Below are 23,840 nucleotides of genomic sequence, written 5' to 3'. Positions count from 1 at the left end.
TTTCACCGTTCTTTCTTTATGGGTTATAAATGAAAAAAGACTTACATTTCTGTAAGTCTTTTTGCTCCTCCTGCTGGGCTCGAACCAGCGACCCTCTGATTAACAGTCAGATGCTCTAACCAACTGAGCTAAGGAGGAATTTCCTTTGTTTAAGGTGCTGCAAATATAATAGGAATATCTGTTCAAAGCAAGTTTTATCCTGAGATCAGGGTGATTTTTGACTAAATGTATTGAATTTCAATAAGAAATATTTTGATTATTTTTTAATTAAGTTCCTATCAGCCCCAATAAATGCCAGAATAATGCTGCCCCACTTACAAAAAAAATGTTGGATTTTTATTTTATGGCTATGCTTTGCAATTTTAAATAAAATGAAAACGACCAACTAGATAAGAAAATTGGATATTATCAAATACTAATCAGATAATTTTTGATTTAATAGTTGATATGGCGTCATATTGTTATCATCAAAAAAATGTTCTTTATAATCAATCTCTAATTTATCCAGTAATCGGAGCATATTGAAGCCTGTAGAATAAAAATAGCGAATAGAATTACTTTTATACATCCACGGCTTATCTTCCAGTTTAAAAGATTTCAATGCTGAAGGATTATAATATTTGTCGATCTTCATGAGTTCCTTATTGATTGGAATATTTTTAAATGCTAGGTATAACTGGTATTCTATATACCTTGCACTGCCTTCCATCTTTTCCATAAATTCTTCCTGAGATGCCAGATCAAATTTTTCAGTCTGATAAAACTTTAATAATCTCTGGCTTCTTTTTGCTTTATATTCTTTAAAGAGTGCTTTTGTTTTCTTGATACTCCGGCTGTCTATGCAGGCTAACAAAATTTCATTTTCTCTCTCTATGCTATCGCTGAACCATGAATAATGTTCGTAATATGACTGTAATTTCGTGATACTGACAGTTATTGAATCATTGGCAAACCGTATGAATTCCGGATGACGAAACTGAAACCCATGAAAATACTCGTGTAAGATGATGGTGGCCCAGGTTTGGGTATCAGGAATATCATCAATGTGTTTAGAGGTTGTATCATAATCACTGCAGAGTATAACAGGATAGTGGTACCATAATTTGCTGCGGTCATCATTTTCATATGCGGTCAACATATGAAATGATGTGGTATCCAGGCGTTCTGTTTTTTCTATCGAAAGATTTCCTTTTTTATAAGTTGCTAATGGTTGTCTTTTTAATGTTTTTGAAATAGGGCGGCCTGTTATAAAAGTTTCGGTAGGAGTGAAGTAAGCAATGTCTGCGGTATATTTGGAGGAACCAAATGTGGGCCACGATGTATTTAGATGCTGTTTTAAAGTGTGAAGGTATTGTATACGCTTAATGTCAAGTTTATGATTCTGTGCGTGAAGATTCAACGGAAAAATAAAGAGGCAGCAAAAGATAAGTATTCCTGTTGATGTTCTTTTCATGCTGATTTTTAAGGACTAATATAACAAATATTTAATGAGGAGATTATATCTGAATGAACAAAATGTAAAAAAAAGACCTACATTTCTGTAAGTCTCTTTTTATTATTTTTTCAGATCTTTTAATATTTCCTGAACAGCTCTTTCCAGCTGCGGGTCATTATTCTGAAGTCGATCCATAAACGTATTTTTAACATAAATGTCTGGTTTTACACCTGTTTTTTCAAGATTTTGTCCGTCTAAAGTATAAGTTCCCCACGAAGGCAGTCTGTAAGAAGATCCGTCTACCAAACTTTTAGCCGAAGTGAAAATAATCCATCGATAGGTATCCTGGCCTATGATTTTACCCAGCTTCAGGGCTTTAAATCCTGCTGCAGTCATTTCGGCATCACTTAATGAAGCTTCATTAATCAACAGTACGATAGGTTTACCGGAAGGAGCAAAGTTAGGCTGTGTTGTCATTTTTCCTTCACGATATTTCCATTGTAAATAAGGCTTCTGAGAAAGGAAATTTAATACCTTATCATGAACATTTCCACCTGTATTGTAACGCAGGTCAAGAATTACAGCGTCTTTTCTGTTTTCCTGTTCCACCATATCCAGAAGGAAGCGGTCCAGCTCATCCGTAGACATATTTTTCATGCAGGAATACGCAATACGGTTGTTGCTGAGCTTATCAACACGCTGGTGATTGTTGTAAATCCAGTCATCGTAAAGCAATCCTTTTAGTTCACCGTTTGAAATAGGGTGTACTTTTGTGGTAATATTTTTACCGTCGCGGTTGAAAGTAAGAACAAGCTCATCCTGTTTTTTAGGACTCGTAAAATAGGCCTCACGGTTTTCATTCGGGTCGATTTTTTTTCCGTTGACAGCAATCAATTGGTCCCCAGGTTTAATATCAACTCCGGAACGGAAAGCCGGTGATTTTCTTACAATACTTTCCACCGTGTAAGGTTGATCTTTTTTGAAGATAACTCCTGTTTCGTTGGTGAAATAGTTCAGGAACATTGCTTCTTCTTTTCCGGTTGAAGAAAACCCGGTGTGAGAAGAGTTAAGCTCTCCTAAAAGATCATTTAATAAAATCCGCAGATCATTTCTGTTGTGTACATACGGAAGATATTTGGCATATTGTTCCTTTTTCGCTTTCCAGTCAATACCATGAAATTTTTCATCATAAAAATTTTCTTCTACACCAGTCCATGCTTCGGCATACATCTGTGTAAATTCTGAAGCCAGATCTTTGTCAAAACTATACTGAATACTTATTTTCTCAGGTTTTAAAGCCGCTACAGTTGTTTTATAAATGTTTCCTTCGATCAAAGCAAACAGGTTTTTCTCATTTTTAGTAAGATAATACGCTGCTTTATCAAAAACTTTTTCAGATTTGGCAGGCTCAAAATCTGTGAATACTTTTTTGTACAGCTGTCTTTTTCCATTATCCTGATTAGAGTTGAATAACAAGATCTCCTTTTTGTCATCTGTAAAAACAGCAGGGTCGTCCTGATATCCATATCGGTCGGTAACCAGTTCTATTCTGTCCAGAGTATCTTCAGAATTTACCTTCAGTTCTTTGATTACCGGTTCTTTTTCTTCCTTCTTCTCCTTTTCTTTGTCTTCTTCTTTTTTGTCCTTCTTGTCTTTATCTTTATCCTTTGCTTTATCAGAAGATTTTTCTTCCTTCTTTTCTTCCGTGAAGAGATTGTCAAATTTTTCAGATTTAAAAGGTTCGTCAAACCAATCTAAAGCCATGCGGTAAATATTAGACTTCTGCATGCCTAAAGGATAAGATGGGTTGGTTCTGTCGCTGGCAAAATAAATATACTTACCATTGGGTGACCACACTGGATCCTCTTCTGATACACCAGTATTGGTCAGGTTTAAGGTTTGTCCTTTTTTAATATTATAAATGAAAATATCCAGTTCAAAGTTTCTTTTTGCAGAGAACAGGACGTATTCATTGTTTGGCGAAAAAGATGGTCTTGAGTTTTGGAAAGCCCAGATTTCGTCTTTTACGATCGTTGTAGATTTGAAGCTTTTTAAATCCAATAATCTTACTTCATCTCTTCCGCTTAAATAAACTGCTTTTGAAAGATCGCCGTTGAGCATTATATTACGATTATTGCGTAAATCTTCCGTTAATTGCTTTGGCTGTCCTTTTCCGTCTGCCTGAATCGTAAACCAGTTTTGGTATCCATTATAGGTCTGACTGTAAAGCAGGGTGCGGTTGTCTTTCAGCCATTTTACTTCCATTGCACGTTCTTTTCCATCAGAGACCTGTTGTGCAAATTTTCCTTCAATATCTGATACAAATAAAACTCCACGGCTTATAAATGCCATTTTTTTACCATCCGGAGAGACATCATAATAAGAAATGTTATTTTCCACATTGAAGTTTTGCTCTTTATCTAATGTTTTATTGGTGTTTAAACTGATATTAAGTGGAGTAGTATTTTTTGAGGCTACATCATAAGTATAAAGCTGATAATCCTTTTCAAAAATAACTTTAGAGCCGTCTGCGGAAACAAAAGGCTTTTTTATAGAAGTATCAAATTGTGTTAAAGCTGTTTTTTTACCATTTTCAAGTTTGTAAAGATTGTATTCTCCGTTATTTTCATCAGAAATAAAGTAAATAATGCCGTTTTTATCTACGCTTGGATTAAAATCTTTCCCTTCATAGTTTGTATACTGTTTGAAGGAATTGCTTTTTGGGCTATATCCTAAAATGTCAGGATTATTTTCTCCTTTGTAACGCTTACGCTGCACCTGATGAGCACTTTCTGAAGAGCTGGTGAAAAGATATTCTCCCGCAGGAGTTTCTACAAGTCCATTGGTATTGTTAAAATAATTATTGAAAAGTTTTTGTGGAGTTTTTCCTTCAATTGTAGTTTTAAAACTGCCGAAATTATTATTTCTGCTTGAGGTAAAATAAATAGTTTTGCTGTCCCATGCCCAGCTTTCCATTTCGTCTCTTCCTGTGTGGAAGGTTAACTGCTTGATAGTTCCTCCTCCCGCAGGCATTACATACACATCATAATTTCCGTATTGGTTAGAACTGAATGCAAGCCATTTTCCATCCGGTGACAATCGGGGATTGATTTCTTCTCCGTCCAGTGCTGTAATTCTTGAAGCGTTTCCGCCATTGGAGTCTGCTTTCCAGATATCGCCGTCATAAGCGAAATACGCTGTTCTTCCATCAGGACTCAATGAAGGACTTGATAAAAAATAAGACTTTTCCTGTGCCGAAATCCCTATAATAGAAAATGCTGTTAATAACGAAATAATAGTTTTCTTCATGGTATAATGGGTATTGATACAATACTATAATGTTGATTTTATTACTCTTTGTTTAGGTAAAGAAATATCCATTTGCTGAGAATTTTAGCACTTTGAATAACTCTAAAAAAGAATAGTCGAATGATTATGGAAATCGTTACATGAAAAATAGCTGGAAAGGTGGATAATATTCAGTGAAGCAGGTCAATACTTCATAAAAGTTAATATAAGTTACCGATATCTGTCTTTTCCAGGCTGGATATGTACAATTGTTCAGATTAAGGCATAAAAAAAGACTCACATTTCTGTAAGTCTTTTTGCTCCTCCTGCTGGGCTCGAACCAGCGACCCTCTGATTAACAGTCAGATGCTCTAACCAACTGAGCTAAGGAGGAATGTCCTTTGTTTTAAGTGGTGCAAATATAGGACGAATATTTATACCCTACAAATATTTTTAAGAAAAATTTTAAAAAAATTATAATTTCCCTGTAAATACCTTGAAGATGTCGCTTCCAAAGATCAGTAACATCAATCCTAACAGGAAGATAACCCCGATCATCTGTGCGTTTTCCAAAACTTTCTGAGGAACTGGTTTTCCTACAATAATTTCATATAAAGTAAATAAAACGTGTCCGCCATCAAGTCCAGGAATAGGAATAAGGTTCAGGAATGCCAACCATACGGAGAACATTGCTGTAAAGCTCCAGAAAGCAACCCAGTTGATTTTAAAACTTCCATCAGCATCTTTATCTACAGGCATATTTTTTACAATCGCAATAGGACCTCCTACATTTTTATACCCCTGAACTTTAGAGTTGAACATGATTTTGAACTGCTTAACCTGAGTTGTTAATGCTTCAATAGTTCTTGTGAATCCTCTTGGAATAGCTTCTCCAAAAGAGTATTTTTTATTCGTTACGATCGTTTTTGCGATGCTTTTTGTATCAATTGCTACACCCAGTTTTCCGTTTTTATCAACAGAAACAGCTGGTAAAGTTTGTAGAGTTCCGTTTCTTTCAACATCTACAGCAATCGTTTTACCTTTATTTTCGCTTAAAAGAGTGCTTACTTCATCAAAGAATGCTGCTTTTTTACCGTTGATTCCTACAATTTTATCTCCTTTTGCAAGACCTGATGCCTGAGAAGAAGGAGTTGCCAGTGAATCAATCACCATAGAAACTCTTGGAGTGATATACAATTTTGCTTCTCTTTGTTTAAGAACATCTGCAACACCGTCGGCATTTACCGGGAAAGTAACTTCCTGCCCGTTTCTGTTTACAGTAACATGATCTCCTAAAAGAATATTGATTGAAGTGTTTTCAAGTCTTTCTGCAGGTTTTCCATCTACACTGATGATTTTGTCACCATTCTGGAATCCCATTTTCTTTCCGGCAGAAGTAGCTTCAATACCATTGTCGAATTTCGTGATATCTGTATAGGTTTCTCCATTGAAGAAAGAAAGGCAGCTGTAGATCAGCCATGCAAGGAAAAAGTTAACCGTAACTCCTCCCAACATAATAATAAGTCTCTGCCAGGCCGGTTTAGATCTGAATTCCCATGGTTCTGCCGGTTTTTTCATCTGGGCAGTGTCCATACTTTCATCCACCATTCCGGCAATTTTTACATATCCTCCAAAAGGAAGCCATCCGATACCGTATTTGGTTTGTTCAGGGTGTTTTCTCCAGTCGTTATCCGGAAGTTTTGATATATCGATAGGAACTTCTTCTTTCTTTCCGTTTACCTCTATTACTTCAGAATCCGGCAGGTTCCTTGATAAAAACTTATACTGCCATTTTCCGTTGATTTTCTTCATGGAGAATATGGAGAAGTAAGGATCAAAGAACAGGAAAAACTTTTCTGCTCTGGTCTTAAACCATATTGCGGGTAAAAAATGCCCAAGCTCATGAAGAAGCACAAGTATAGAGATGCTCAGAATGAACTGAAAAAGTTTGATTGCTATTTCCATTAATAAATTTTAGATTTTAATTTGCAAAGGTAACAATTATCAAAACTATGCCAAATAAAAAAGCTCCCCGAAACGAGAAGCTTTGTCATATTTAAAGACGATTTGATTATAAATTGAAAGAAACACCCAGACTGCCATTATTACCTACTTCTGCAAATACTCCTATTTTCTCTGTGAAGAAATAACGGGCTCCAATGTGAGCGCCAACTCCGAAGTCTCTTCCAAGAACTCCAAGGTCTACACCAGGGTAGATGTCCCATTTTGAAGGCAGGTTCAGTGCTTCCTGTAAGTGGAAATTAAGTCTTCCGAAAACAAAAACACGATTATCCTTATCGTTGTTTTTGTAATTGTCAAAATAGCCATTAATCCCGGCTCCTACTGAAATAAGTTTGTTGAGCCCATAGTCATAAGTTCCCGTTACTCCGGTTCCATATCCCCAGGCACTCAGCCCCAGTTGTATTTTCTGATCTCCCTTTCCTGTCCAGGCCTGAGCATTAGCCATAGCCCCAAAAAATAAGATCGTCACCATAAAAAACAATTTCTTCATAAATTTTAAATTTTTAAGGATAGTAATAAAAAATATCTCTATCAAAAATGAAACCGAAAGAATGACAGTATTGTAAAAAGACGAGACTTTAATAAATTATTAAGAAATATGACTCCGTTTTTGTGGATAAAACTATTTTTTCAACGGTTTAATTCTCCTTTTGTAATCATAAAAGCTGTATTTTTATACATCAGATTTGTAATAATTTAAAAAGAATAAAAGATGAAAGTTGTAGGGCTTAATTTAGATATCATCTGGAAAAATAAAGCTGAGAATTTTAAACTCATAGAAAAAGAACTTCAAAATGTGGAAGCAGATCTGTTTCTTCTTCCTGAAATGTTTTCCACAGGCTTCTGTATGGATGCTTCTGAAGTTTCGGACAGAAATAATGAGTCACTGGAGTTTTTGAAAAAGATCTCGAAAGAGAAAAATGCAGCATTCTGCGGAAGTGCTCCGGTAGAACAAAACGGAAACTTTTATAACAGAATGTTTTTTATAAAGCCGGATGGTGAAACATCTTTTTATGATAAAAGACACTTGTTCTCTTTTTCCGGAGAAGATAAAGTATATACACCCGGAAAAGAAAGAGTAATTGTTGAATATAAAGGAATACGTTTCCTGCTTCAGGTATGTTATGATCTTCGTTTTCCTGTCTTTGCAAGGAATAATGATGATTATGATACCATTTTATATGTTGCTAACTGGCCTGAGAAAAGAGTAGGAGCGTGGGAACACTTATTAAAAGCCAGAGCAATTGAAAACTTATCTTTTGTATTTGGTTTAAACAGAATCGGGACAGATGGAAATGATTTATTTTATCAGGAAAGTTCTCACTGCTTCTTTGGTGACGGAAAAGAAATTTCTGAAAAACAAGGGAATTTGGTCTCTGCAGAATTGAATATGGATGAATTGAAAGATTTTAGAAAACATTTCCAGTTTTTAAATGACCGGGATAGTTTCTCCATTCAATTGTAAATAAAAAATAAAGGCTGAAATTCATTTGAACTTCAGCCTTTATTTTGGTCTTTATCTAAACATATTGTTGGAGAAGATGAGTTAATGTATTCACATCATGCACTCCACTTTCTTTCCATAGCATTTCTCCTTTTTTGAAAATAGCCAGAGTAGGAACTCCACGAACTCCATATTGAGCTGCCAGTGCAGGATATTGGTCTACATCTACCTTTATAATTCTAGCTCCTTCGCCGATATTTTCTTTTACAGTATTTAATACCGAAGACTGTACTTTACAGGGTTGGCACCATGTTGCGAAAAAATCGATCAGTACCGGTCTTTCGGAATCAATGATTTCCTGAAATTTTTGTGACATAGTTTTGGTTTTATTAGTTTGCCTTTTTGGTTGTTTCGTCCTGAATCGCTTTTACATTCTTCCAGCTTGTGCCATCATAGGCTTCCACTCCATTTTTCTTAAGAATTTCCATTGCCTGATCTGCCTGAACTCCTTTATTGCAGAACACAACAACTTTATTGCCCTTCAGGGTTTCTATGTTGTTTTGAATATCTGCTAATGGAATGTTGATAGCATTTTTTGCCGTTCCTGCAGCATACTGTTCCGGAATTCTGACATCTACCAAGGTTACATCAGAGCTGTTAACTACTTCTTTGATGTTAGCTTTGGGTATGACAGCTGTATGATTTGTTTTACAGGAACTTAGCGTAATAATTACTATTAGAAAAAGTCCCCGAAACTTAATATTCATGATCTTATGATGTTTTGGATTGGCATACAAAATCTGAAGTCGGCAATTTTTCAGTCTTTTTTATACCGTTAAAACCTCCTTCTATTTCAGTAAAGTTTCTGATTCCGTGTGAGTTAAGGATGCTTGCTGCAATCATGCTTCTATATCCTCCTGCACAGTGAAGGAAAAAGTGTTCTGAATCATCAATTGTGCGAGCCCAATCACTGATTGCATCTAATGGCTTATTGTACGCATTATCAATATGTTCTGCAGAATATTCAGTCAGTTTTCTTACATCAATTACTTTTGCATCTTCTGTAAACTGTTCAGCAAATTCAGATGGAGTAATTCTTTTGATCTCATCAGTTTCCTTACCTGCATTTTTCCAGGCTTCAAAACTTCCTTTCAGATAGCCTACTACATTATCAAAACCAACTCTGCTTAGTCTTGTAATTACCTCTTCTTCGGTTCCTTCATCTGTTACCAATAATAAAGGATGCTTTACATCTACGATAAGGTTTCCTACCCATGGGGCAAAATCACCTTTCAATCCTATGTTGATAGAGTTCGGAACAAATCCTTTATGGAAATCTGCCGCTCCTCTTGTATCTAAAATTAATGCTCCGGTTTCTTCAGCTAATGCTTCAAAATCTTCCGGTGCTACAGGCTGTAATCCTTTGTTCATTACAACGTCCAGACTTTCATATCCGCCTTTGTTTAATGCGACATTCATTCCGAAATATTTCGGTGGTGCTGTTAAACCGTCAAGAACCTCTCTGATAAAAGATGCTTTGTCTGGCTGATTAAGCGCATAATTGGTTTTCTTTTGGTTTCCTAAAATATCCACCGTTTCTTTCTGCATATTCTTTCCGCACGCAGAACCCGCGCCATGAGCCGGATAAACTGTAATGCTGTCATCCAATGGCATGATTTTGTTCTGAAGACTGTCGTACAGAATTCCTGCAAGGTCTTCCTGAGTAAGATTAGTTGCCTTCTGAGCAAGGTCCGGCCTTCCTACATCACCCAAAAACAGGGTGTCACCCGTGAAAATTGCCTTTTCAACACCATTTTCATCGATTAAAAGATAAGTACTGCTTTCCATTGTGTGTCCCGGCGTATGCATTACCTTTATTTTTACTTTTCCGATTTCAAAAATCTGATTGTCTTCAGCAATAATTGCTTCAAATTCAGGAGCAGCAGTAGGTCCGTATACAATCGGAGCACCTGTTTTTTTGCTTAGATCCAAATGTCCGGATACAAAATCAGCGTGGAAGTGAGTTTCAAAAATATATTTTAAAGTGACATTGTCTTTTTCCAGACGATCCAGATAAGGTTTTACTTCTCTTAGTGGATCTATAATGACAGCTTCATTCTCTGATACAATATAATAGGCCCCCTGAGCCAGACAGCCCGTATATATTTGTTCAATTTTCATTGGGTCTTTTTTTAATGAGTTAAAGATACAAAGTATTAGATAAATTCTAAATGAAATGTTAAATCCCATTGATAGTTTCTTTCAATACTTTGTTAAACGGATGTTTGATCCATTGTGTTTTTCAGCAAAAAGAATGCCTTACAACTTATGAATTTGCAAATGCTGTTTTTTATCATGTTCTCCTTAGAAATCATCTATTGTTCACAAATTAATACATATGGTTTGAAATTTGTTTATGCAGATACAAATTTATTTTTCGAAGAAATAAAGATAAGTTCATTGGAAAATATCTTTAAATATTCTCCAAAAATTTTATATTTATAAGTTAAAAAAGCGATCAGATGGCAGACAAAACACAATTTATTGAAGAACTAAATGCAAGATACACTCCAAAAGGAGAACATATTATATTAGGAAAAGGAATGCTGGACGGAGAAGTGGTAACAGAAGTAAACGTAACCATTCCCCTGAAAACAATTAACCGTCATGGTCTTATTGCCGGAGCCACAGGTACCGGTAAAACAAAGACACTGCAGGTGTTTGCAGAACAGCTTTCCCATGCTGGAATTCCATCTTTGGTTCTTGATATTAAAGGAGATTTCTCCGGGATTGCAGAAGCAGGCCAGATGAATCCTGTCATTGAAGAAAGATATGCCAAAACACAGCTTCCTTACAATCCACAGAGTTTTCCCGTAGAACTGATGAGTATTTCCGGTGGTGAGGGTGTAAAATTGAGGGCTACTGTTACAGAATTTGGTCCCGTTTTGCTAAGTAAAATTCTTGAGCTTAATGATACTCAACAAAGCATAATGTCTATCGTTTTCAAATACTGTGATGATAAAGGCCTTCCATTGATTGACCTTAATGATTTGAAGAAAGTCCTGCAGTATGTGACGGATAATGCACAAGGAAAAGCTGAGCTTGCAGCAAATTACGGATCTATTGCGCCAGCATCCTTAGGAACAATTTTAAGATCTATTGTTGCTTTAGAACAGCAGGGAGCAGCAGGATTCTTTGGTGAATTAAGCTTTGATGTTCAGGATTTACTGGAAACAAGAGACGGAAAAGGAGTAGTCAATATTTTAAGAGTATCAGATATTCAGAATAAACCACAGCTTTTCTCAACGTTTATGCTTTCTCTTTTTGCTGAAATTTATATGACGTTTCCGGAAGAAGGAGATAGTGGAAAACCAAAACTAGTATTATTTATTGATGAAGCACACCTGATTTTTGACGAAGCTTCCAAAGCACTTCTTTCGCAGATTGAAACGATGGTAAAACTGATTCGTTCCAAAGGGGTTGGGATCTATTTCATTACCCAGATTCCGGGAGATGTTCCTGAAAATGTGCTTTCTCAATTAGGATTAAAAATCCAGCATGCATTGAGAGGTTTTACAGCAAAAGATAAAAAAGAAATTTCCAAAGCCGTTGAAAACTATCCTACCACAGAATACTACAATGCTTCCAGCCTGATCCAGAATTTAGGAATTGGAGAAGCATTTGTTACCGCTTTGGATGAAAAAGGAATACCTACCCCATTAGTACATACCTATCTCATTTCTCCGGAATCAAGGATGGATGTTCTGAATGAAGCTGAAATCTCTGATCTAACCGGTAAATCAGCACTTGTTGCAAAATACGAAGAGGCTGTTGACAGAGAATCTGCTTACGAAATGCTAACTAACAGAATGGAGCAGGCAGCACAAAATCCAACTCCTGCACAAAAAACAAGACCTGTGAAAGAAGAACCGGGAATGTTTGAACAGGTATTACAGAGTAAAGCCGGCCGTACTTTTACCAATACATTGATGAGAGAAGGAGCAAAAGCGATTCTCGGGATGTTTGGTCTGGGAGGCAGAAGAAGATAATTTTGAAAGATAACCTGCTATATTTTGATATATTTTTTGTTATTTTAGCAGGTTATCTTACATAACAGTAAAAATAGAACTGGATTTTATCGGGGAATAAAACACAGTTTTAATATCAATGACAAAACAGCAGTTAACACACATTCAATGTATTCAATTATAGATATAGAAAGTAATGGTGCAGGTTATAGAAATGAATGCATTATAGATATTGCCATCTACAGATATGATGGTCAGAAAATTACGGACCAGTTTATATCCCTTGTAAACCCAGAAGGAGATATCACTCCTTTTGTACAGAAATTGACCAGTATTACCCCAAAAATGGTCAAAACTGCTCCGAAATTTCACGAAATTGCCAAAAGAGTCATTGAAATTACTCAAAATACGACCTTGGTAGGCCATAATATCGATTTTGATTACAGAATGCTTCGCCAGTCTTTCAAAAGGCTTGGGTATGATTTCAAAATCAATACTTTAGATACTATTCCTTTAGCAAAAAAACTGATTCCTGATGAGGTAAGTTACTCGCTTGGGAAACTGGTGAAATCTCTGGGAATTCCTTTGACTAATCATCACAGGGCTGAAGGAGATGCAAGAGCTACACTGGAACTTTTTAAACTCCTGATTTCAAAAGATACTGAAAACGAAATCATTCAGAAGCAGCACGATGAATCTAATGCAAAAACCTATATCAATAAGATCAAAGAGCTTACTCAGGATCTTCCTAATGATAAAGGTTTTGTCTATTTTCAGGATGAAGCAGGACGTATTATTTTCTCGGATTACGTTCAGGATATCAACAAGTTTTCGAAAAAGGTTTTTAATTCCAAATCGAAGAAATGGGAGAATATTCAAAAAGGGGTTGAGCAGATTAATTTTGAACTTACAGGAACAGATATTATTGCAAAGCTGATTTTGAACTCCAAGAATATTAAAAAGAAAGAAGTATTGCCTTTCGGTCTTTATTTCAGGAATAATAAATATGTTGTTGAAAAAAACACACTCAATAAGACAGAAAAACCAGGCTTAAAATTCAGGTCATTTACCCAGGGAACGAAAGCGGTTCAGTTTATTGGTTTGCAGGAGGAGTTTAATGATTATACAGCGTTGAAGCAGAAAATTGAATTCAGAAAAAGAAATGAACTGTGGCTGGGGCCGGGAAGAAAATTGGGTGAAAAATTATTTTTAATCATCGAAAACGGGAAAGTAATTTCATTTGGTTTTTATGAGCTGTTCACGCAGATTCAGACTCTCAGTAAGCTGGCTAAATTAAAAATTGATCTTCCGTTATCTTCTGCAGATTTGAATAACGAATTGCAGCTGGCACTGCTTCGAGGTGACTTTGAGACGCTGCCGTTGCCAAAATAACAGAGAAATTTAAGCTTTACCCATTTTATCGGAAAGAAGCTGCATTTCAAATCAATTTTCGTAAAATAAAAAATAAATAGTATTTTTGCAAAAAATAAATAGTAGCAATGCAAAATTTTAAACAAATAAAAACTGGAAAAAAGGGAGCTGTAAAGTTCTCTAAGGTTTGGAATATTTAAAAGAGTTGTCTTGCATAAAAAATAATCAATGTGGCAGACTCTTTTTCGAAGGATCTGCCTTTTTTTATGTTAAAATGAAATTATGAATTCAAAAGAATTACTAAAGATTGCCAATGAGTTTGGCACACCGGTGTATGTTTATGATGCGGAGTCCATCAAAGTTCAATACGAGAAACTTACATCTTCTTTTTTAAAACATACAAAGTTTTTCTATGCTGCGAAGGCATTGACGAATATCAATATCCTTAAGTATGTCAAGAACCTGGGTGCTTCTTTGGATTGTGTATCTATTAATGAAGTTAAACTTGGATTAAAAGCAGGATTTTCAAAAGAAAAAATATTGTTTACTCCAAATTGTGTTGACTTGGCTGAAATAGAGGAAGCAATGACTTTTGGTGTTCATATAAACATTGATAACATTTCTATTCTTGAGCAATTCGGGAACAAATATGGAAATACTTATCCCATTTTAGTAAGAATTAACCCGCATATTTTTGCCGGAGGTAACTATAAAATTTCAACAGGGCATATCGATAGTAAATTCGGGATTTCCATTCACCAGGTTCGTCACATTGAAAGAGTGATGAAAAGTACAAACCTGAATGTGGAAGGACTTCATATGCATACAGGAAGTGAGATCAAAGATCCGGATGTATTTTTGCAGGCTTTGGAAATCATGTTAGAGCTTTCTGAACATTTCCCGAATCTGAAATATCTGGATATGGGAAGTGGTTTCAAAATCCCTTATCAGGATAGTGAGGAAGAAACTGATGTAAGAACATTAGGGAAAAAAGTAGAAAAAGTAATTTCTGAATTTTCAAAATCTACAGGAAAGAAATTCGAACTATGGTTTGAGCCAGGGAAATTCTTAGTTGGGAAAAGCGGATATTTATTAGTTAAAGCCAATGTAATAAAGCAGACAACGGCTACTGTTTTTGTGGGAGTGAATTCAGGATTCAACCACCTTATCCGTCCGATGTTCTACGACTCTTACCATATGATTGAAAACTTATCCAATCCAAAAGGGGCAGAAAGAATTTATACCGTAGTAGGGAACATCTGTGAAACAGATACTTTTGCCTGGGACAGAAAACTGAACGAAGTGAGAGAAGGAGATATTCTTGCCTTCCATAATGCAGGAGCTTATGGTTTTGAAATGAGTTCAAACTTCAACTCAAGATTAAAACCTGCAGAAGTGTTATTCCTGGATGGGAAAGCCCACCTGATCCGTAAAAGAGATGAGTTTGAAGACCTACTGAGAAATCAGATCGAAGTCGTGATGTAAACTCAGATGATAATATATGAACAGCTGCCTTTTTGGGTGGCTGTTTTTGTTTTGAGATTAATATGCTTGGTTATTATTGATGGACAAAGCCTTATGTATTTCTAAAACTTATGAGCTTAAATAGTAAAAAACTCAGAGTTAAATTACAAATTTTTAACATTGAAGCCGGGTGAAAGTTCCAATTTTATTAGCTAAATTTGATAGACATAGGGTTGTTGATATCCATCTCTGGCCCTGTTCTTCACCAAAAAATAATACCAAAACATAACAATTATGGCAAAAAATATTGCAGAGCAGATTGTTGAAATGCTCGAAAATGCCAATGTGAAAAGAATTTATGCAGTAACCGGCGACAGTCTCAACCATCTGAATATTGCCGTCAAAAAAAGCAGTATCCAATGGATTCATGTAAGACACGAAGAAGTAGGGGCTTATGCAGCTGCTGCAGAGGCGGAACTGGATGGCTTAGCAGTATGTGCGGGAAGTTGCGGTCCGGGACACGTTCACCTTATTAACGGAGTATATGAAGCGCACAGGTCTCATGTTCCTATGCTGGTGATTGCTTCCACAATTCCCAGTGATGAAATGGGAATGGATTACTTCCAGGAAACCAATACGATAAAACTGTTTGATGACTGCAGTTACTATAACCAAATGATTACCCGCCCTGAACAGGTGCAGAGAACCGTTCAAACAGCTATTCAGCATGCAATTTCCAAGAAAGGAGTTGCTGTGATAGGCCTTCCGGGAGATGTTTCCGAACTGGATGCGGAAGAAGGTTCTACTTCCACCCAGATCTTTAAAACCAATCCTGTTGTAAGACCTTCAGATGATGAATTGAAGAAATTGGCTATATTAGTGAATGGAAGCAAAAAAGTAACATTATACTGTGGCGTCGGAGCAGGTGAAGCAAGTAAAGAAGTTATAGAATTATCTAAACTTTTAAAAGCACCTGTAGGATATTCTTTCCGGGGGAAAATGGCCATTCAGCCTAATAATCCTAATGAAGTGGGACTCACCGGGCTGCTGGGATTTCCTTCAGCGTATCATGCAATGCACGAAGCAGATCTGGTTCTTCTTTTAGGAACGGATTTCCCGTATCAGAAATTTATGCCGGTAAAAAATAAAATTGTACAGATAGATGAAAGTCCGGAAAGATTGGGAAGAAGAGCAAAACTGGAATTAGGTCTTGCAGGAGATATCAAAGAAACAATAAAAGCATTACTCCCTTTATTAGAAGAAAAGACAGATGTTCACTTCCTGAATGAGCAGTTGGCGTTTTATGATAAAGTAAAAGAAAATCAGTTGGAATATGTAAAAGATTCTGGAAAAGAGAATGCCATCCAGCCGGAATATGTAGCCCATACTTTAGATAAGCTTGCCCAAAAAGATGCCATTTTTACTGTTGATACCGGAATGTGTTGCGTATGGGGAGCCCGGTTTATCACAGGAACTGGGGAAAGAAAAATGCTTGGCTCTTTTAATCATGGATCAATGGCCAATGCTATGCCGATGGCAATCGGGGCTGCTTTAGCCCATCCCGAAAAAGAAGTTATTGCCATGTGCGGAGACGGAGGATTATCTATGTTATTGGGAGATATGGCGACTATTTTTCAGTATAAACTACCGATAAAACTGATTGTTTTCAACAACAGAACGTTGGGAATGGTGAAGCTTGAAATGGAAGTCGGTGGAATGCCCGATAATGAAACAGATATGATCAATCCCGACTTTGCTATGGTAGCCCATGCCATGGGATATCCAGGTAAGAATGTACATCTTCCTGAAGAAGTGGAAAGCGCAATTAAAGAATGCTTAGATCACAACGGACCTTATCTTCTGAACATCTTTACTAATCCTAATGCACTTGCTCTTCCTCCTAAAATTGAGTTTGATCAAATCATGGGAATGACCAAATCAATGGCGCAGCTGATGCTTGGCGGTAAAATGGATGAGGTTTTTGAAACGGTAAAGACCAATTATAAACACATCAAAGGCCTGCTCTAAGAAGAAATAAATAATTGGAAAGTTGCCTGAGATTCAGAACCTATAGATAAAACTTCATGCTTTGCGTGAAGTTTTTCTTTTTTATAAATGAGCTAAATATTTACCTTTGCTTATTATTAGGAAACAAAATTATGAGAACGGTACTTTTATTTTTGGCTTTGTGTGCAGGTACTTTTTTATTTGCACAGGATCAGGAAGAACGGGATGATTCCTTCATAAGAGATAATAATAAAACCCTTTTAAAAATAGATATTAAAGAACCTTTTATGCAGGTTGCCGTGAAATGTAATGATTTTAAACCGGCAGCCTATGAAGGTGGGGTTTCAGCTTACAAAGACATCCTGAACAAGTATATGTATGCTTATCTGAATTCGGATTTCTATGCGCTTACAGGAGACTTTACATTTACTTTGGTGCTTGATGCCAAAGGGAAAGTTGTGGATGTGAAAGGAATGCCTAAGGTACAGAACAGCGAAGTTTTTTTTGATGACATGCAGTATGTCGTAAGAAGAATAAAGAAAAACTGGACACCGGCGTCTTGTGGCGGGCAACCTGTAGCTTCACAGATTAAAGTTAAAATGAACTTCTCTTCAATGTCAGCTGATATTGATTAAATAATTTAAACACAATAATGAAAAAGACTTTTATTATGTTTTTTCTGGCTTTTGTCTCTCTGTATAAAGCGCAGATACTTGATGAATATCCGGAGAAACAAACCTTTTATGAAGGAGGAATGGTTAATTTTTACAAAGATGTTCATGAATTTCTTATCAATAGTAAATTGAAGGAATGTGATGGCAAAGAAATTTATCAACCTAGAATTATCATCACCGAAAAATCTGAAGTTAAATTTATTAAAGATCAGGATACGGCTAATATTGCCAGGAACAAATGTGCATATGACCTTTCCAGAGAAGTTCTTAAGAATCTTAAAAAATGGAAGCCGGCTGAAGCAAAAGGCTGGAAAATAGGAGCTATTACTGAGTTTATTTTATATCCAAAAGATGTAATGAGCAATTACCAGCCGGGTTATGATGCCAATAAATTTGTAGCGCACACCAAATACCCTGAAGGGTCGAAAGCTTTTCATACCTTATTTCATGATAATTTTATGACGATTTTTTCAGATTATCAGCTTAACGGGAAAGTAAATCTGGAGTTTTATATCAGTAAAGACGGGCATATTATTAATCCCAGAATTTATCCTGAAGTTGATAATAAAAATTTCAATATTGATTTTATGCGAACTCTTGCAAGGATGAAAAAGATCTGGATACCAGCTTTCTATAAAGATATTCCAATCGTTGAGAGGATTTCATTTCCGGTACAGTTTTCAATAACATTTACTGAAAGATAATCCTGACAATCTGTCACAATATTTTGTATCTTTGCAAACTTATTTGTTCGTAATTTAAAATTGCGGACCTTAAATTGATTATCGTGCAGGAAAAATATATAGACGAGACGAAACAGGGCGAAGCTTTTGCCATTGCTGAAAGACCGGAAAATTCTAAAAAACTGTTTTTAGAAAGCTATGGCTGTCAGATGAATTTCTCTGACTCTGAAATTGTTGCATCCATCCTTAATGAACAGGGATACAATACAACAATGAAAGTGGAAGAAGCAGACCTGATTCTTCTAAATACATGTTCCATCCGGGAAAAAGCAGAACAGACCGTGAGAATGCGTCTTTCCCAGTTCAAAAACCTGAAAAAAGAAAAACCGAATATGACGGTGGGTGTTTTAGGTTGTATGGCGGAAAGATTAAAAACCAAATTCTTAGAAGAAGAACAACTGGTTGATCTGGTTGTAGGTCCGGATGCGTATAGAGATCTACCTAATCTTTTAAAAGAAACTGATGATGGAAGAGATGCAATTAATGTGATCCTTTCCAAAGAAGAAACCTATGCAGATATCAATCCCGTTCGTTTAGGCGGAAACGGTGTTACCGCTTTTGTTACCATTACCAGAGGGTGTGATAACATGTGTACATTCTGCGTAGTTCCTTTTACCAGAGGAAGAGAAAGAAGCCGTGATCCGCACTCTATTATAGATGAATGTAAAGATCTTGCCAACAACGGATATAAAGAAATTACCCTTTTAGGACAAAATGTAGACTCTTATCTTTGGTATGGAGGAGGTCCTAAAAAAGATTTTGCCAAAGCTTCTGAAATGCAGAAAGCAACAGCCGTTAATTTTGCCCAGCTTCTTGACTTGGTGGCTAAAGCCGTTCCGGAATTAAGAATAAGATTCTCCACTTCAAATCCACAGGATATGAGCCTGGATGTATTCAAAATGATGGCAAAACACGATAACATCTGTAAATATGTGCACCTTCCTGTACAAAGCGGAAGCAATAATATGCTGGAAGCGATGAACAGACAGCATACCCGTGAAGAATATCTTGATCTGATTAAAAAAGCAAAAGAAATTGTTCCGGAAGTTGCCTTTTCTCAGGATATGATTGTTGGATTCTGTAATGAATCAGAAGAAGACCACCAGGATACCTTAAGCCTGATGAGAGAAGTGGAATACGACTACGGTTATATGTTTGCTTACTCAGAAAGACCGGGAACTCCGGCTCACAAGAAAATGGAAGACAATATTCCTGCCGATGTGAAGCAGAGACGTCTTGCTGAGGTTATTGCCCTTCAGGGTGAGCTTTCAAAACAAAGAATGAAATCTTATGTAGGAAGAATGCACCAGATTCTGATTGAAGGAATTTCCAAGAAGAATAAAAACCAATGGAAAGGAAGAAACTCTCAAAATGCCGTATGTGTCTTTGATCAGCTTGAAGGACAGAAAATAGGTGACATTGTGAACGTTTTTGTCTATGACAATACACAAGGCACACTTTTAGGGAGAACAGCGGAATAACAGTAAGTTGTGATTAAAGCAGTCTATCTTTTTGCAATGCTTTCGTTTGCTCTGGTATCCTGTCAGACAGAAAAGACAGCAAAAAAGTATCCGAATACTGTAGGTGATATTGAATTTGATGAAAAGCTGGATGATGCTGGTTTTAAGAAATGTGGTTCAGAAAAATGGGGACATTTCAGCTTTCAATACTATCAGGGTTCAAAGGAATATGGCTACAAAGGAGAGAAGATTGCGATCGTAGAAAAACTTAAAAAAGAAAATATATATTCTGAAAATAAGATCGACGGTTATATTACCGTAAGATTTTTAGTAAATTGTGAAGGAAAGACAGGACTGTTCAGATTACAGCATATGAGTCCGGATCTGAAAGAAACTGTACTTGATGAAGAATTGGAAAATAGATTGCTGCAGTTTACAAAATCACTCGATGGCTGGATGCCGAAAGAGATAAAAGGTTTAAAAGTAGATTATTATCAGTATTTAACCTATAAAATTGAAAATGGAAAAGTTTCAGAGGTATTACCTTAGCTTTTTGTTGCTTATCGTTTACACCAATACTATTGCACAGGTCAACTGTAATGCAGTAGAGGGTGAGAACTGCAAAAAAGCGTGTGAGTTATACAACTGGGCTTCAGATTTACAAGGTTTCGCAGAATCTCAGGAAGGCTTTGATAAAGCTATTGAGCTGTGTCCTGATTTCTCCCTTGCTTACATGGAAAAAGCAGTTCCATATCTTAAGAACGGAGATTTCGTAACCTGGAAAATTTTAATTGATAAAGCCGTTGCTTTAGATCCTCAAATGCACCTTGGATACAGAGGCTGGACCAAGTTTCAGTTTCTAAGAGATTATAAAGGTGCTATTCAGGATTTAGACCAGCTAAAAAAATATTATCCCGGAGACTTAGGAAGGTCTCAGAACGGAGACTATAATCTGGATGTAGTAAGAGCTATGTCCTACAGTGCGTTAGGACAGAAAGAAAAAGCGGCTGGGATTATAGAAAAGCTTCTGGCGGCCAGAGGTTATGTGAAGGGAATGTTTGACCATTACCAGTTGGGAGTGACTTACTTCGAGCTGGGAAGGTATGATAAAGCCCTGGAAAATTTTGAAAAACAAAGCAAAGAATACAACTTTGCCGAGAATATATACTTTAAAAGTAAAGTTTCTAAGATCAGAAACAAAGATTATTTAGATTTAAAAATGTTAGCCCTGCAAACGTATGATGAAGGAAAGACTATGAAAGATGTCTACACTCATCATTTTAACAAAGTCTACAGAAAAGAGATTGAAGAGCTGTAGAAGATTAACATTAAATCAATAATCAAAAATTTACTTATGAGCAACGAGCTACAAAACATAAAAAACCGTTTCGGAATTATCGGAAACTTTCCCGCACTCAACCGGGCACTGGAAAAATCTATTCAGGTTGCCCCTACAGATATTTCTGTACTGGTAATAGGAGAAAGTGGGGTTGGAAAAGAGTTTATTCCAAAAATTATCCATTCAGAATCTAAAAGAAAACATCAGCCTTATATCGTGGTCAACTGTGGAGCAATTCCGGAAGGAACCATAGATTCTGAGCTGTTCGGACACGAAAAAGGAGCTTTTACAGGAGCTACAGCTACAAGAAAAGGGTATTTTGAAGTAGCAGACGGAGGAACCATCTTTTTGGATGAGGTAGGAGAGCTTCCGCTGCAGACCCAGGTTCGTCTTTTAAGAGTACTGGAAAGTGGTGAATTTATGAAAGTGGGTTCTTCACAGGTGCAGAAAACCAACGTAAGAATTGTAGCGGCTACCAACGTTAATATGATGAAAGCGATCCATGACGGAAGATTTCGTGAGGATTTATATTATCGTCTGAATACCGTTCAGATCGATATGCCGCCTTTGAGAGAAAGAAAAGGAGACATTCATTTGCTGTTCAGAAAGTTTGCAATAGACTTTGCAGAAAAATACAGAATGCCGGAACTGGAACTGGAGCAGAGCGCTGTTCATTACATAGAAAGTTATTCTTTCCCCGGTAACGTCCGCCAATTAAGAAATCTGGTAGAGCAGATGACCGTTGTGGAAAGAAACAGAAATATAACTGCTGAGAAACTGGCCGAGTATATTCCGATGGAAACCCACCTTCCAATGGTAGTGAATACTCAGAATACTCCTAAGCAAAACGATTTTGGAAGTGAAAGAGAAATCATGTATAAAATTCTATTCGATATGAGGAATGATATTAATGATTTAAAATCCTTAACTTCGGAATTGATTAAAAACAGGGGAACAGCAGATCTGAGCAACCACGAGAAAAATCTGATCAACAGGATTTATACCCCTGAGACTCAACCTCAGGTAAATCCCGGGTCTTTAGTCTATTTTGACAATCATAATGATGCGCCTGTAGTTCAGAATCCTACGATTATCTCAACTCCGGATGACAGTTATGAAGATATTGAAGATATTGAAATTGAAGAAAACAGACCAGAGTCACTTTCTCTTCAGAATAACGAAAAGGATTTGATTATCAAAGCGTTGGAGAAGCATAAGGGACGTAGAAACAGAGCCGCAGATGAATTGGGAATCTCACAAAGAACTTTATACAGAAAAATAAAACAATATAACCTGGAAGATTAGCACAACATAAATAATGAAAGTAAATTTAACACCTAAGCCGATCAATTTTAAACTCGGAGAATATATTAATAAAGGTTTCGAACTTTTAAAGAAAGATTTCGGAAATATTTTTGTAGCATTTTTAGTGTGCTTTATCATGTCGATTATTCCGTTTTGCGGACTATTAGCGATGGGTAATTTATATAAATATCTTCAAAGGCTGAGCAGAAATCAGCCGGCAAGTCCAGGAGATATCTTCGATTTTAAGGACTTTATGCCTTACTTTATGCTGCAGTTAATTGTTTTTGGAGGTGTTTTATTACTTTACATTCCTTTATTTGCTGTGCTGGGGATATCAGGAGCAATGTCAGAGGGGAATGAACCCAATCCAATGGTGGCTCTTTTTGTGTTTCCTTACGTGTTTTTATTGATTGCAGCGATATACTACTTCGTATTGAAGGGCTTTTATATCATTCCATTAATCAGCCTTAAAGGAATTACAGAAATAAAAGAAGCCTGGAATATTTCAAAAGTAATGACCAAAGGAAATCTGTTGTCAATTTTTCTTTTCTCATTAATAGTGAGTATTTTAGCTCAGATTGGTATTGTTGCCTGCGGGATAGGAATTTTTCTTACCCTTCCGTTTTTATATACTGCAAACTATTTTGCTTATGAAGATGCTATTCAACAAATTGAGTATGATGAAATTATTGAAATTGGATCTAAAAATGAATTTTAAAATTAAAAATATCAGCCTGAAACAATCACTGCTTACCGTAATGCTTTTTGCATTGCTGGGAGTTTTAAATTCATGCTACAGCTTTACGGGATCATCTCTTACAGATGAAAAAACTGTTCAGATTAATGAATTTCCGAACAATGCACCTCTTGTAAACCCTGCATTATCCCAACAGTTTTCTACCGCAATACAAAATAGATTCCTTCAGAGAACAACACTGAAAGGAACAAAAGAAAATCCTGATATCCTGATAGAAGGAGAGATTACTGACTATTCTATTACTCCTACTACAATCAGTTCCAATACCCAGACCAACCCTTCTGGCGGAGTGATTCAGCAGGCACAGAATAAACTTACGATTACCGTAAAAGTACATTATGAAAACAAAATTCATCCGGAGGCAAGTTTCGACAGAACGTATTCCGATGAAGCTGCTTTCAACAGTGATGTATCACTAAGTCAAATCGAAGATCAGCAGGTAAAGCTGGTAACAGATAGAATTATTAATAAGATATTTAACGACATTGTAGCGAATTGGTAAG

General features: G+C 36.4%; 20 protein-coding genes and 2 tRNA genes. 13 read left to right on the top strand and 9 right to left on the bottom strand.

Annotation, left to right across the window (positions count from 1 at the left end):
* Positions 1–64 precede the first annotated feature (64 nt).
* From ACLMCG_RS18755 to ACLMCG_RS18730, 6 genes are all read right to left on the bottom strand, one after another.
* Positions 65–138 (bottom strand) — tRNA-Asn (locus tag ACLMCG_RS18755).
* A 277-nt stretch (positions 139–415) separates the two neighbouring features.
* Entirely contained in the window at positions 416–1,453 is a 1,038-nt protein-coding gene (locus ACLMCG_RS18750; RefSeq protein ID WP_413960764.1) for a hypothetical protein, read from the bottom strand.
* A gap of 102 nt (positions 1,454–1,555) precedes the next feature.
* Positions 1,556–4,744 carry a S41 family peptidase gene (locus ACLMCG_RS18745; RefSeq protein WP_413960763.1) on the bottom strand — a complete coding sequence of 1,063 codons (3,189 nt, stop codon included), beginning with the start codon at positions 4,742–4,744 and terminating at the stop codon, positions 1,556–1,558.
* 299 nt (positions 4,745–5,043) lie between these two features.
* A tRNA-Asn gene (locus ACLMCG_RS18740) sits at positions 5,044–5,117 on the bottom strand.
* An 80-nt stretch (positions 5,118–5,197) separates the two neighbouring features.
* Positions 5,198–6,688: an RIP metalloprotease RseP gene (gene rseP, locus ACLMCG_RS18735; protein ID WP_413960762.1), complete on the bottom strand. Its 1,491-nt coding sequence runs from the start codon at positions 6,686–6,688 to the stop codon at positions 5,198–5,200.
* A 106-nt stretch (positions 6,689–6,794) separates the two neighbouring features.
* Positions 6,795–7,235 (bottom strand): DUF6646 family protein, encoded by a 441-nt coding sequence (locus ACLMCG_RS18730; protein ID WP_047424548.1) that lies wholly within the window; start codon positions 7,233–7,235, stop codon positions 6,795–6,797.
* 222 nt (positions 7,236–7,457) lie between these two features.
* On the opposite strand from ACLMCG_RS18730, the gene ACLMCG_RS18725 reads away from it, so the two are divergent.
* Positions 7,458–8,210, top strand: coding sequence for a nitrilase family protein (locus ACLMCG_RS18725; RefSeq protein ID WP_413960761.1), 753 nt, complete (start codon positions 7,458–7,460; stop codon positions 8,208–8,210).
* Positions 8,211–8,265: 55 nt separating this feature from the next.
* Here ACLMCG_RS18725 and ACLMCG_RS18720 read toward each other — a convergent pair whose 3' ends face one another.
* From ACLMCG_RS18720 to ACLMCG_RS18710, 3 genes are read right to left on the bottom strand one after another with little or no spacing between them, the layout of a single operon-like run.
* Positions 8,266–8,565: a thioredoxin family protein gene (locus tag ACLMCG_RS18720; RefSeq protein WP_213277426.1), complete on the bottom strand. Its 300-nt coding sequence runs from the start codon at positions 8,563–8,565 to the stop codon at positions 8,266–8,268.
* 13 nt (positions 8,566–8,578) lie between these two features.
* Positions 8,579–8,956, bottom strand: coding sequence for a rhodanese-like domain-containing protein (locus tag ACLMCG_RS18715; RefSeq protein WP_413960760.1), 378 nt, complete (start codon positions 8,954–8,956; stop codon positions 8,579–8,581).
* Positions 8,957–8,960: 4 nt separating this feature from the next.
* Positions 8,961–10,370: an MBL fold metallo-hydrolase gene (locus ACLMCG_RS18710; RefSeq protein WP_413960759.1), complete on the bottom strand. Its 1,410-nt coding sequence runs from the start codon at positions 10,368–10,370 to the stop codon at positions 8,961–8,963.
* Between the two features lie 341 nt (positions 10,371–10,711).
* On the opposite strand from ACLMCG_RS18710, the gene ACLMCG_RS18705 reads away from it, so the two are divergent.
* The 12 genes from ACLMCG_RS18705 (at position 10,712) to ACLMCG_RS18650 (ending at position 23,839) form a co-directional block, all read left to right on the top strand.
* A complete protein-coding gene (locus tag ACLMCG_RS18705; protein WP_413960758.1) occupies positions 10,712–12,238 on the top strand; it encodes a helicase HerA-like domain-containing protein in 1,527 nt (508 codons plus the stop codon).
* A 147-nt stretch (positions 12,239–12,385) separates the two neighbouring features.
* Entirely contained in the window at positions 12,386–13,609 is a 1,224-nt protein-coding gene (locus ACLMCG_RS18700; RefSeq protein WP_413960757.1) for a PolC-type DNA polymerase III, read from the top strand.
* A gap of 261 nt (positions 13,610–13,870) precedes the next feature.
* Positions 13,871–15,073, top strand: a complete 1,203-nt coding sequence (gene lysA, locus ACLMCG_RS18695; RefSeq protein WP_174774481.1) for a diaminopimelate decarboxylase — start codon at positions 13,871–13,873, stop codon at positions 15,071–15,073.
* A gap of 273 nt (positions 15,074–15,346) precedes the next feature.
* The gene (locus tag ACLMCG_RS18690) at positions 15,347–17,080 is read left to right on the top strand and encodes a thiamine pyrophosphate-dependent enzyme (protein ID WP_413960756.1); all 1,734 of its coding nucleotides are present in this window, start codon (positions 15,347–15,349) and stop codon (positions 17,078–17,080) included.
* Positions 17,081–17,211: 131 nt separating this feature from the next.
* The gene (locus ACLMCG_RS18685) at positions 17,212–17,694 is read left to right on the top strand and encodes a hypothetical protein (RefSeq protein ID WP_413960755.1); all 483 of its coding nucleotides are present in this window, start codon (positions 17,212–17,214) and stop codon (positions 17,692–17,694) included.
* A gap of 17 nt (positions 17,695–17,711) precedes the next feature.
* Positions 17,712–18,437: an energy transducer TonB gene (locus tag ACLMCG_RS18680; protein ID WP_413960754.1), complete on the top strand. Its 726-nt coding sequence runs from the start codon at positions 17,712–17,714 to the stop codon at positions 18,435–18,437.
* 83 nt (positions 18,438–18,520) lie between these two features.
* On the top strand, positions 18,521–19,957 hold the full coding sequence (gene miaB / locus ACLMCG_RS18675) for a tRNA (N6-isopentenyl adenosine(37)-C2)-methylthiotransferase MiaB (RefSeq protein ID WP_213277420.1): 1,437 nt from the start codon (positions 18,521–18,523) through the stop codon (positions 19,955–19,957).
* 9 nt (positions 19,958–19,966) lie between these two features.
* A complete protein-coding gene (locus ACLMCG_RS18670; RefSeq protein WP_413960753.1) occupies positions 19,967–20,485 on the top strand; it encodes a hypothetical protein in 519 nt (172 codons plus the stop codon).
* On the top strand, positions 20,457–21,254 hold the full coding sequence (locus ACLMCG_RS18665; protein ID WP_413960752.1) for a tetratricopeptide repeat protein: 798 nt from the start codon (positions 20,457–20,459) through the stop codon (positions 21,252–21,254). Before ACLMCG_RS18670 ends, ACLMCG_RS18665 begins: the two co-directional genes overlap by 29 nt.
* A 36-nt stretch (positions 21,255–21,290) precedes the next feature.
* Positions 21,291–22,580 (top strand): sigma-54 interaction domain-containing protein, encoded by a 1,290-nt coding sequence (locus ACLMCG_RS18660; RefSeq protein WP_223601314.1) that lies wholly within the window; start codon positions 21,291–21,293, stop codon positions 22,578–22,580.
* A 13-nt stretch (positions 22,581–22,593) separates the two neighbouring features.
* The gene (locus ACLMCG_RS18655; protein WP_413960751.1) at positions 22,594–23,298 is read left to right on the top strand and encodes a hypothetical protein; all 705 of its coding nucleotides are present in this window, start codon (positions 22,594–22,596) and stop codon (positions 23,296–23,298) included.
* Positions 23,288–23,839: an LptE family protein gene (locus ACLMCG_RS18650; RefSeq protein ID WP_413960750.1), complete on the top strand. Its 552-nt coding sequence runs from the start codon at positions 23,288–23,290 to the stop codon at positions 23,837–23,839. The genes ACLMCG_RS18655 and ACLMCG_RS18650 overlap by 11 nt, the downstream gene beginning before the upstream one ends.
* Position 23,840: the final 1 nt, after the last annotated feature.

Origin of the sequence: Chryseobacterium sp. S90 (assembly GCF_047444895.1) — a bacterium.
In the GTDB taxonomy this organism is placed as follows: Bacteria; Bacteroidota; Bacteroidia; order Flavobacteriales; family Weeksellaceae; genus Chryseobacterium.
The sequence above is the reverse complement of the archived record's forward strand: the minus strand, read 5'-3'. Positions and strand labels throughout refer to the sequence as shown.

Coding starts and splice junctions, on each gene's coding strand:
- ACLMCG_RS18705 (WP_413960758.1), top strand. CDS start 10,712: ATGGCAGACAAAACACAATTTATTGAAGAACTAAATGCAAGATACACT.
- ACLMCG_RS18730 (WP_047424548.1), bottom strand. CDS start 7,235: ATGAAGAAATTGTTTTTTATGGTGACGATCTTATTTTTTGGGGCTATG.
- ACLMCG_RS18745 (WP_413960763.1), bottom strand. CDS start 4,744: ATGAAGAAAACTATTATTTCGTTATTAACAGCATTTTCTATTATAGGG.
- ACLMCG_RS18700 (WP_413960757.1), top strand. CDS start 12,386: ATGTATTCAATTATAGATATAGAAAGTAATGGTGCAGGTTATAGAAAT.
- ACLMCG_RS18655 (WP_413960751.1), top strand. CDS start 22,594: ATGAAAGTAAATTTAACACCTAAGCCGATCAATTTTAAACTCGGAGAA.
- ACLMCG_RS18680 (WP_413960754.1), top strand. CDS start 17,712: ATGAAAAAGACTTTTATTATGTTTTTTCTGGCTTTTGTCTCTCTGTAT.
- ACLMCG_RS18660 (WP_223601314.1), top strand. CDS start 21,291: ATGAGCAACGAGCTACAAAACATAAAAAACCGTTTCGGAATTATCGGA.
- ACLMCG_RS18650 (WP_413960750.1), top strand. CDS start 23,288: ATGAATTTTAAAATTAAAAATATCAGCCTGAAACAATCACTGCTTACC.
- ACLMCG_RS18685 (WP_413960755.1), top strand. CDS start 17,212: ATGAGAACGGTACTTTTATTTTTGGCTTTGTGTGCAGGTACTTTTTTA.
- ACLMCG_RS18720 (WP_213277426.1), bottom strand. CDS start 8,565: ATGTCACAAAAATTTCAGGAAATCATTGATTCCGAAAGACCGGTACTG.
- ACLMCG_RS18725 (WP_413960761.1), top strand. CDS start 7,458: ATGAAAGTTGTAGGGCTTAATTTAGATATCATCTGGAAAAATAAAGCT.
- rseP (WP_413960762.1), bottom strand. CDS start 6,688: ATGGAAATAGCAATCAAACTTTTTCAGTTCATTCTGAGCATCTCTATA.
- ACLMCG_RS18710 (WP_413960759.1), bottom strand. CDS start 10,370: ATGAAAATTGAACAAATATATACGGGCTGTCTGGCTCAGGGGGCCTAT.
- lysA (WP_174774481.1), top strand. CDS start 13,871: ATGAATTCAAAAGAATTACTAAAGATTGCCAATGAGTTTGGCACACCG.
- ACLMCG_RS18665 (WP_413960752.1), top strand. CDS start 20,457: ATGGAAAAGTTTCAGAGGTATTACCTTAGCTTTTTGTTGCTTATCGTT.
- ACLMCG_RS18750 (WP_413960764.1), bottom strand. CDS start 1,453: ATGAAAAGAACATCAACAGGAATACTTATCTTTTGCTGCCTCTTTATT.
- ACLMCG_RS18690 (WP_413960756.1), top strand. CDS start 15,347: ATGGCAAAAAATATTGCAGAGCAGATTGTTGAAATGCTCGAAAATGCC.
- ACLMCG_RS18715 (WP_413960760.1), bottom strand. CDS start 8,956: ATGAATATTAAGTTTCGGGGACTTTTTCTAATAGTAATTATTACGCTA.